At 75.1% G+C, this 7,385-nt stretch carries 5 protein-coding genes; 1 reads left to right on the top strand and 4 read right to left on the bottom strand.

Annotated elements, in window-relative coordinates; translation table 11 throughout:
* The first annotated feature begins 68 nt into the window (after positions 1 to 68).
* Positions 69 to 1,259 (top strand): S8 family peptidase, encoded by a 1,191-nt coding sequence (locus tag EF903_RS25560; protein WP_125546973.1) that lies wholly within the window; start codon positions 69 to 71, stop codon positions 1,257 to 1,259.
* An 867-nt stretch (positions 1,260 to 2,126) separates the two neighbouring features.
* Here the strand turns inward: EF903_RS25560 and EF903_RS25555 are convergent.
* Genes EF903_RS25555 through iolC form a run of 4 tightly spaced genes read right to left on the bottom strand, consistent with a single transcriptional unit; the run spans position 2,127 to position 7,276 of the window.
* Entirely contained in the window at positions 2,127 to 3,626 is a 1,500-nt protein-coding gene (locus EF903_RS25555) for a CoA-acylating methylmalonate-semialdehyde dehydrogenase (protein WP_125546971.1), read from the bottom strand.
* Positions 3,627 to 3,639: 13 nt separating this feature from the next.
* Positions 3,640 to 5,508: a 3D-(3,5/4)-trihydroxycyclohexane-1,2-dione acylhydrolase (decyclizing) gene (gene iolD, locus EF903_RS25550; RefSeq protein WP_125546969.1), complete on the bottom strand. Its 1,869-nt coding sequence runs from the start codon at positions 5,506 to 5,508 to the stop codon at positions 3,640 to 3,642.
* Positions 5,505 to 6,371: a 5-deoxy-glucuronate isomerase gene (gene iolB / locus EF903_RS25545; protein WP_125546967.1), complete on the bottom strand. Its 867-nt coding sequence runs from the start codon at positions 6,369 to 6,371 to the stop codon at positions 5,505 to 5,507. Before iolB ends, iolD begins: the two co-directional genes overlap by 4 nt.
* A complete protein-coding gene (gene iolC / locus EF903_RS25540) occupies positions 6,359 to 7,276 on the bottom strand; it encodes a 5-dehydro-2-deoxygluconokinase (protein ID WP_125546975.1) in 918 nt (305 codons plus the stop codon). Before iolC ends, iolB begins: the two co-directional genes overlap by 13 nt.
* Positions 7,277 to 7,385: the final 109 nt, after the last annotated feature.

The following is a 7,385-nucleotide window of genomic DNA, read 5'->3' as shown; positions in this document are numbered from 1 at the left end:
GCCTGGGTGTGGGGCCAGTTGGCGTAGCCTGCGCGCGGGGCGGGCCGGGGTGTTCGAGCATCGGGCGCATGACCGTGTTCACCGCGTTGGTTCCCGTCGCCGCTCTGGTCGTGGCCTCGGCTGTCCTGCCGGGGCAGCCCGCCGCCGCTCTTTCCGTGCACCGCGCCACCGCCGACTACGTCGTCGTCCTCAAGGACGGGTCGTCCCGGAGTGCGGTGCGTGTTGTGGCCGCCGAGGTGGAGGAGGAGGGGGGACACGTGCGGGCGGTGTTCGACACCGCCTTCAGCGGGTTCGCGGTGCGGACCACGCCGGCGCGGGCGGCTGCGCTGGCGGCCGATCCGCGGGTGGTGTCCGTCGAGCCGGACTCGGAGTTCCGGATCAGCGGGACGCAGGACCCGGCGCCCTGGTCGCTGGACCGGCTCGACCAGCGTGCGCTCCCGCTGGACGGGGCCTACACGTACGGGTCGACGGGTCGCGGGGTGACCGCCTACGTGATCGACACCGGGATCAACACCGCGCACCGGGAGTTCGGGGGCCGCGCGCGGGCCGGGTACAACGGGGTGCTGCTGGAGCGGGCCGCCGACTGCAACGGGCACGGCACGCACGTGGCGGGCACGCTGGGCGGGGCGGTGCACGGGGTGGCCAAGGAGGTGTCGCTGGTCGCGGTGAAGGTGGCGAACTGCCGCGGGTCGGGGGCGCTGTCGTCGGTCCTGCGGGGCATCGAGTGGATGGTGCGGGACGCCGCCAAGGCCAAGGGCACGCCCGCCGTCGCCAATATGAGCATGGGCGGCAAGCGCAGCCGCGCCCTTGACACGGCGGTGACACGGGCCGTCGCGGCGGGGATCACCTTCACCGTCGCCGCCGGCAACGCCGGCCGGAACGCCTGCTCCCACTCCCCGTCTCGGGTGCCGGCAGCGCTGACCGTCGGCGCCACGGACGCAGCCGACCGGCGGGCCTCCTTCTCCAACCACGGCTCCTGCGTGGACCTGTCCGCGCCGGGCGTGTCGGTCACCTCGGCGTGGAAGGGCTCGGAGACCGCCCTCTCCCGCGCCTCGGGCACGTCGATGGCGGCTCCCCACGTCGCCGGCGCCGCCGCGCTGCTCCTCGGGCAGGGCCGCGCTGCCGGCCGGACGCCGACCCCGGCGCAGGTCGCCGCGGCCCTCGTCGGCTCCGCGGTGCCCGGCGGGGTCGCCGGCGTACCGGCCGGCACCAGCGACCTGCTGCTCCACCTCCCCGCCGTCTCCACTCCCCCGATCTGATGGCACGGCACTCTTCGTGTGCCTCGGCAGAGGGAGGCCATGGGCTTCTCGTGGGCGCGACGCGTCAAAGACGCACCGCGCCGGCTCGGCCTCCTCCCCGCAGCGGGTGGGCGGCAGGGGCTCGTCCGAAGGAGCGGGCGGCCCGTCTTGGCCGCGGACGCCGTGAACACCCCGGGGGACGGTGCCCTCCCGTGGATCGCGCCGGCCGCGGAGGCGGTGAGGGTGCCCGCGGGGAGCCGTACGGACATCTCGTTCGCGGTGCGCCGTGCCGCAGGAGGCGTCGCCCTGCGGCCACGTCGGCGGGATCGTCGCCCTCGGCACGGCCGTCGAGGGTGTCCGCCGGGAGGGCGGGGTGCAAGTGAAGGTGCGGCGGCAGGTCGGCGCCGCCTGTACTTCCGGGTGCCGGGCGCGGCGGTGCCCGGCCTGGGCGTGGAGGAGGCGGGTCCGCCGCACGGCACCGCCGCTGCCCCGGACGGGCCGCGCCCGCACCGCCATCGCGTACGCCCCGGGCCGGCCAACCGGGGCGACGCGGTGGTCGAGCCGGAGGCCGCCGTCACCGCCGACGGCCTTTTCGGCCGTACGCTGCCGGACCGGCCGGACCGGCCGGACCGGCCGGACCGGCCGGGCGGGAGGGGCGGGAGGGGCGGGCTGTCGCAGCCGTGGCCGGACGCGCCGCAGGCCGAGCGGGGCACCGTACGGCCCAGGGCGGAATCGGCCGCCCACCCCGGTCCGTCGGCGGAGGGCGGCACCCGCTTCGCGGCGGTCCCGTGGGCCGCCCTCGGCCGCCTCTCCTGCTCGCGGCCGGGGCGGCCGCCCTCCTCCCGAGCCGGTGCCGCGGTCGCCGCCGGCACCGGCGCTGCGACGGGGTCAGTGGTTGCGGGGGAAGCCCAGGTCCACTCCCGTGTGGCCCTCCGACGGGTCCGGCCAGCGGGTCGTGACGACCTTGCCGCGGGTGTAGAAGTGGATGCCGTCGTTGCCGTAGATGTGGTGGTCGCCGAAGAGGGAGTCCTTCCAGCCGCCGAAGGAGTGGTAGCCCACCGGCACCGGGATCGGCACGTTGACGCCGACCATGCCCGCCTGGACCTCCAGCTGGAAGCGGCGGGCGGCGCCGCCGTCACGGGTGAAGATCGCGGTGCCGTTGCCGAACGGGGAGGCGTTGATCAGCGCCACGGCGTCCTCGTACGTCTCGGCGCGCAGCACGCACAGGACCGGCCCGAAGATCTCGTCGCGGTAGGCGTCGGAGTCGGTGCGGACGTGGTCGAGGAGGGACAGGCCGATCCAGTGGCCGTTCTCCAGGCCGTCGACGGTGTAGCCGGTGCCGTCGAGGACGACGTCGGCGCCCTGCTCGGCGGCGCCCTTGACGTACGAGGCGACCTTGTCGCGGTGCGCGGCGGTGATCAGCGGGCCCATCTCGGACGTCGGGTCGCTGCCGGGGCCGATCTTGATCTTCTCGGCGCGTTCGCGGATCTTCTCGACGAGTTCGTCGCCGATGGAGCCGACGGCGACGACGGCGGAGATGGCCATGCAGCGCTCGCCGGCCGAGCCGTAGGCGGCGGAGACGGCGGCGTCGGCGGCGGCGTCGAGGTCGGCGTCGGGGAGGACCAGCATGTGGTTCTTGGCGCCGCCGAGGGCCTGGACGCGCTTGCCGTGGGCGGAGGCGGTGGTGTGGATGTGGCGGGCGATCGGGGTGGAGCCGACGAAGGAGACGGCCGCGACGTCCGGGTGCGAGAGCAGCGCGTCCACGGCCTCCTTGTCGCCGTGGACGACGTTCAGGACGCCGTCGGGCAGGCCGGCCTCCTTGGCGAGTTCGGCGAGCCGGTTCGCGGCCGAGGGGTCCTTCTCGCTCGGCTTGAGGACGAAGGTGTTGCCGCAGGCGATGGCCAGCGGGAACATCCACATCGGGACCATCGCCGGGAAGTTGAACGGGGTGATGCCGGCGACGACGCCGAGCGGCTGGCGGATCGCGGCGACGTCGACGCGGTTCGACACCGACGTGGACAGCTCGCCCTTGAGCTGGGTGGTGATGCCGCACGCCAGCTCGACGATCTCCAGGCCGCGCGCGACCTCTCCGAGGGCGTCCGAGTGCACCTTGCCGTGCTCGGCCGTGATCAGCGCCGCGATCTCGTCGCGGTGGGCGTCGAGGAGGGCCCGGTAGGCGAAGAGGACCTTGGTGCGGGCGGCCAGCGAGGACTGCCCCCAGTCGAGGAACGCCTCCTTGGCGACGCGTACGGCGGAGTCGACCTCCGCGGCGGACGCCAGGGCGACCTGTGTGGTGACCTCGCCGGTGGCGGGGTCGGTGACCGGGCCGTAGTTGCCCGACGCGCCCTCGACGGTCTTGCCACCGATCCAGTGGTTGACGGTCTTCATTGCTGTTGCTCCTTCACAGATGGCGACGTCGCTGAGCGGCTTGCCGGTCGTACTCCTCGCGGGCCGCGACCGCGGCAGCGCGGGTCGCGGTCTCGGCCACGGGAACATCCCACCACGCCTGTGCGGGGGGCGGGCCCGACACAGTGTCGGGTGTTCGGGTCTGTGCGTAGACACATGTGGGCCGGTCCGCCTCCCGCGCCTCGGCGAGGGCTTTGCGCAGGTCACCGATGGTGCGGGTGCGGATGACGGCCATGCCGAGGGAGGCCGCGTTCGCGGCGAGGTCCACCGGCAGCGGCGGTCCTGCGTACGTGCCGTCCCCGGCCCGGTAGCGGTAGGCGGTCCCGAAGCCCTCGGCGCCGATGGCCTGCGAGAGGCCGCCGATGGAGGCGTAGCCGTGGTTGTCGAGGATGACCACCTTGATCGGGACGCCCTCCTGGACGGCGGTGACGATCTCGGTGGGGTTCATCAGGTACGTCCCGTCGCCGACGAGCGCCCACACGGGCCGGTCGGGGGCGGCGAGCGCGGCGCCGAGGGCTGCGGGGATCTCGTAGCCCATGCAGGAGTAGCCGTATTCGACGTGGTACTGGTCGGCGGAGCGGGCCCGCCACAGCCGGTGCAGGTCGCCGGGGAGGGAGCCGGCCGCGTTGACGAGGACGTCGCTGTCGTCGACGAGGGAGTCCAGCAGGCCGAGGACCTGGGCCTGGGTGGGGGCGGCGTCCTCGTCGGGCGCGGCGTAGGCGCGGTCGACCTGCTGCTCCCAGCGGGCCTTGGCCTCGCGGGCGGCGGCGGTGTGGGCGGGGTCGGCCCGGTGCCCGGCGACGGCGGCGCGGAGCGCGTCGAGGCCTTCGCGGGCGTCGGCGACGAGCGGGAGCGCGGCGAGTTTGTGGGCGTCGTACGGGTCGAGGTTGAGCCCGACGAACCGGACGGCCGGGTCCTGGAACAGGGTCGCGGAGGCGGTGGTGAAGTCGGTGAGCCGGGTTCCGGCGGCGATGACGAGGTCGGCGCGGCGGGCGAGGCCGTCGGCGGCGGCGGTCCCGGTGTGCCCGATCGCGCCGACGTCGGCAGGATGGTCGTGGGGCAGGGCGCCCTTGCCGGCCTGGGTGCAGGCGACGGGGATGCCGGTGGCCTCGGCGAACGCGGCCAGCGCCGCCCCGGCTCCGCTGTGGCGGATCCCGCCGCCGGCGATGACCAGGGGGCGGGCGGAGGCCCGTACGGCGTCGGCGGCGGCGGCGAGTTCGGCCCGGTCGGGCCGCGGCCTGCGCACGCCCCAGACGCGTTCCGCGAAGAACTCCTCGGGCCAGTCGTGGGCTTCGGCCTGCACGTCCTGCGGCAGGGCCAGCGTCACGGCACCGGTCTGCACGGGGTCGGTGAGCACCCGCATGGCTTCGAGCGCGGCCGGGACGAGGGCTTCGGGCCGGCTGATCCGGTCGAAGTGGCGGGAGACGGGGCGCAGGGTGTCGTTGACGGACACGTCGCCGGCGCCTCGGGCTTCGAGCTGCTGGAGGACGGGGTCGGCGGGCCGGGTGGCGAAGGTGTCGCCGGGCAGCAGGAGTACGGGGATCCGGTTGATGGTGGCGAGGGCGGCGCCGGTGACGAGGTTGGTGGCGCCGGGTCCGATGGAGGTGGTGACGGCGTGGGTGGAGAGCCGGCCGCTCTGGCGGGCGTAGCCGACGGCGGCGTGGACCATGGCCTGCTCGTTGCGGCCCTGGAGGAAGGGCATGTCGGCGCGGCCGGTCTCCAGGAGGGCCTGGCCGATCCCGGCGACGTTGCCGTGTCCGAAGATGCCCCAGGTGGCGGCGATGAGCCGGGTCCTGCGGCCGTCGCGCTCGGTGTACTGGCGGCTGAGGAAGCGGATGAGCGCCTGGGCGACGGTGAGCCTCATCGGGTCTGGTCCTCCGCTTCGTGGAAGGGCAGCCGGGGGTCCACGGCCTGGCCGGGCCAGGTGTCGCGGATCCAGGCGTGGTCGGGGTGGTCGCGGATCAGCCACTCCCGTGCCCGGTCCGGTCCCGCCATCACGTTGAGGTAGTACATGTCGTGTCCGGGGGCGGCGATGGACGGGCCGTGCCAGCCGTCCGGGATGAGGACGGCGTCGCCGGTGCGCACCTCGGCGAGGATGTCGGTCTTCCCGGCCGGTGAGGGGCTGACGCGCTGGTAGCCGTAGCCGGGGGTGTCGCCGCGGGGGGCGATCTCGTAGTAGTAGACCTCCTCCAGTCGGGACTCCCGGCCGGGTTCGTGCTCGTCGTGCTTGTGCGGCGGGTAGGAGGACCAGTTCCCGCCGGGGGTGAGTACTTCGACGGCGATGAGCCGGTCGCAGTCGAAGGCGTCCGCGGCGGCGAAGTTGTTGACCTGGCGGGAGCAGCCGCCTGCGCCGCGGAGTTCGACGGGCACCTCGCGGGCGGGCCCGTAGCGGGGCGCGAGGGTCCGCTCGCAGACGGCGCCGGCGAGGGCGAACCGGCCGCCGCGGGGGGCGGTGACGCGGCTGCGGCTGTCGCGGGGGAGGTAGGCGAAGTCGCTGACGGCCGCGAAGACGGAGCTGCGGCCGTGCAGGGTGAACACGGCGGCGGGCGCCGCCCCCACCGCGCCGCCGCCGTCGCCGCCGGGGGTGCAGTGCACCTGCGCCGCGCCCCGGAGCGGCAGCACGATCCACTCGCAGCCGCCGGCCTCGTGGGCGTACGCCTCCCCGGGCTCCAGTTCCAGGATGCGCAGCCGGGCGTGCGGGAGGTCGTGTGCGGTCACCTCGGCCATGACAGGGCCTCCTCGACCTCGTCCGGGTGGGGCATCGCGGCGGAGCAGGCGAGCCGGGAGGCGACGAGCGCGCCGGCGGCGTTGGCGTAGCGGAGGATGCGCGGCAGGTCCCAGCCGGCGAGCAGCCCGTGGCAGAGGGCGCCGCCGAACGCGTCGCCTGCGCCGAGGCCGTTGACGACGTCGACCTTCAGGGGGGCCGCTTCGGCGGTGGTCCCGTCCCGGTGGACGGCCAGGACCCCCTCGGGTCCGCGTTTGACGACGGCGAGGTCGGCGCCGGCGGCGAGCAGGGCCTTCGCCGCGGCGTGCGGCTCGGACGCGCCGGTGGCGACCTCGCACTCCTCGGTGTTGCCGACGGCGACGGTGGCGAGGCGCAGCGCCCGTGCGTAGTGCTCGGCCGGGTCCTCCTGCCAGAGCGCGGGCCGCCAGTCCAGGTCGAAGACGGTGGGCCCGGTCCGGGCGCGCGCTTCGAGAGCGGCCAGGGTGGCGGTGCGGCTGGGTTCGGCGCTCAGGCCGGTGCCGGTCGTCCACAGGACGCGCGCCGCGCGCAGTGCGGCCCGGTCGAGGGAGGCAGCGGTGATCTCCAGGTCGGGGGCCTTGGGGTGCCGGTAGAAGTAGAGGGGGAAGCGGTCGGGCGGGAAGACCTCGCAGAAGGTCAGCGGGGTCGGCAGCGCGGGCACCTCCTCCACCCAGCGGTCGTCCACGCCGAAGGCGCGCAGCTCGGAGCGCAGGTACGCGCCGAACGGGTCGGCGCCGGTCCGGCTGATCAGCGCGGTGCGCCGGCCGAGCCGCGCGGCGGCGACGGCGACGTTGGCGGCGGAGCCGCCGAGGAACTTCCCGAAGGTGTCCGCCTCGGCGAGCGGTACGCCCGTTCTCAGCGGGTAGAGATCAACCCCGATCCGCCCCATGGCGATGAGGTCGAACACGACGTCGTCCGCTGTGGTCGCCACCGGCTCCCCGTCCTCCCACTCGTCACGCACCAGTCCTGCCCGTCCGTCCGCCCCGCCAGTCCCGCCC

Origin of the sequence: Streptomyces sp. WAC05292 (assembly GCF_003949955.1) — a bacterium.
Lineage (GTDB): Bacteria > Actinomycetota > Actinomycetes > Streptomycetales > Streptomycetaceae > Streptomyces > Streptomyces globosus.
Note: the sequence above shows the minus strand (reverse complement) of the source record. Positions and strands in the feature narration are given on the sequence as shown.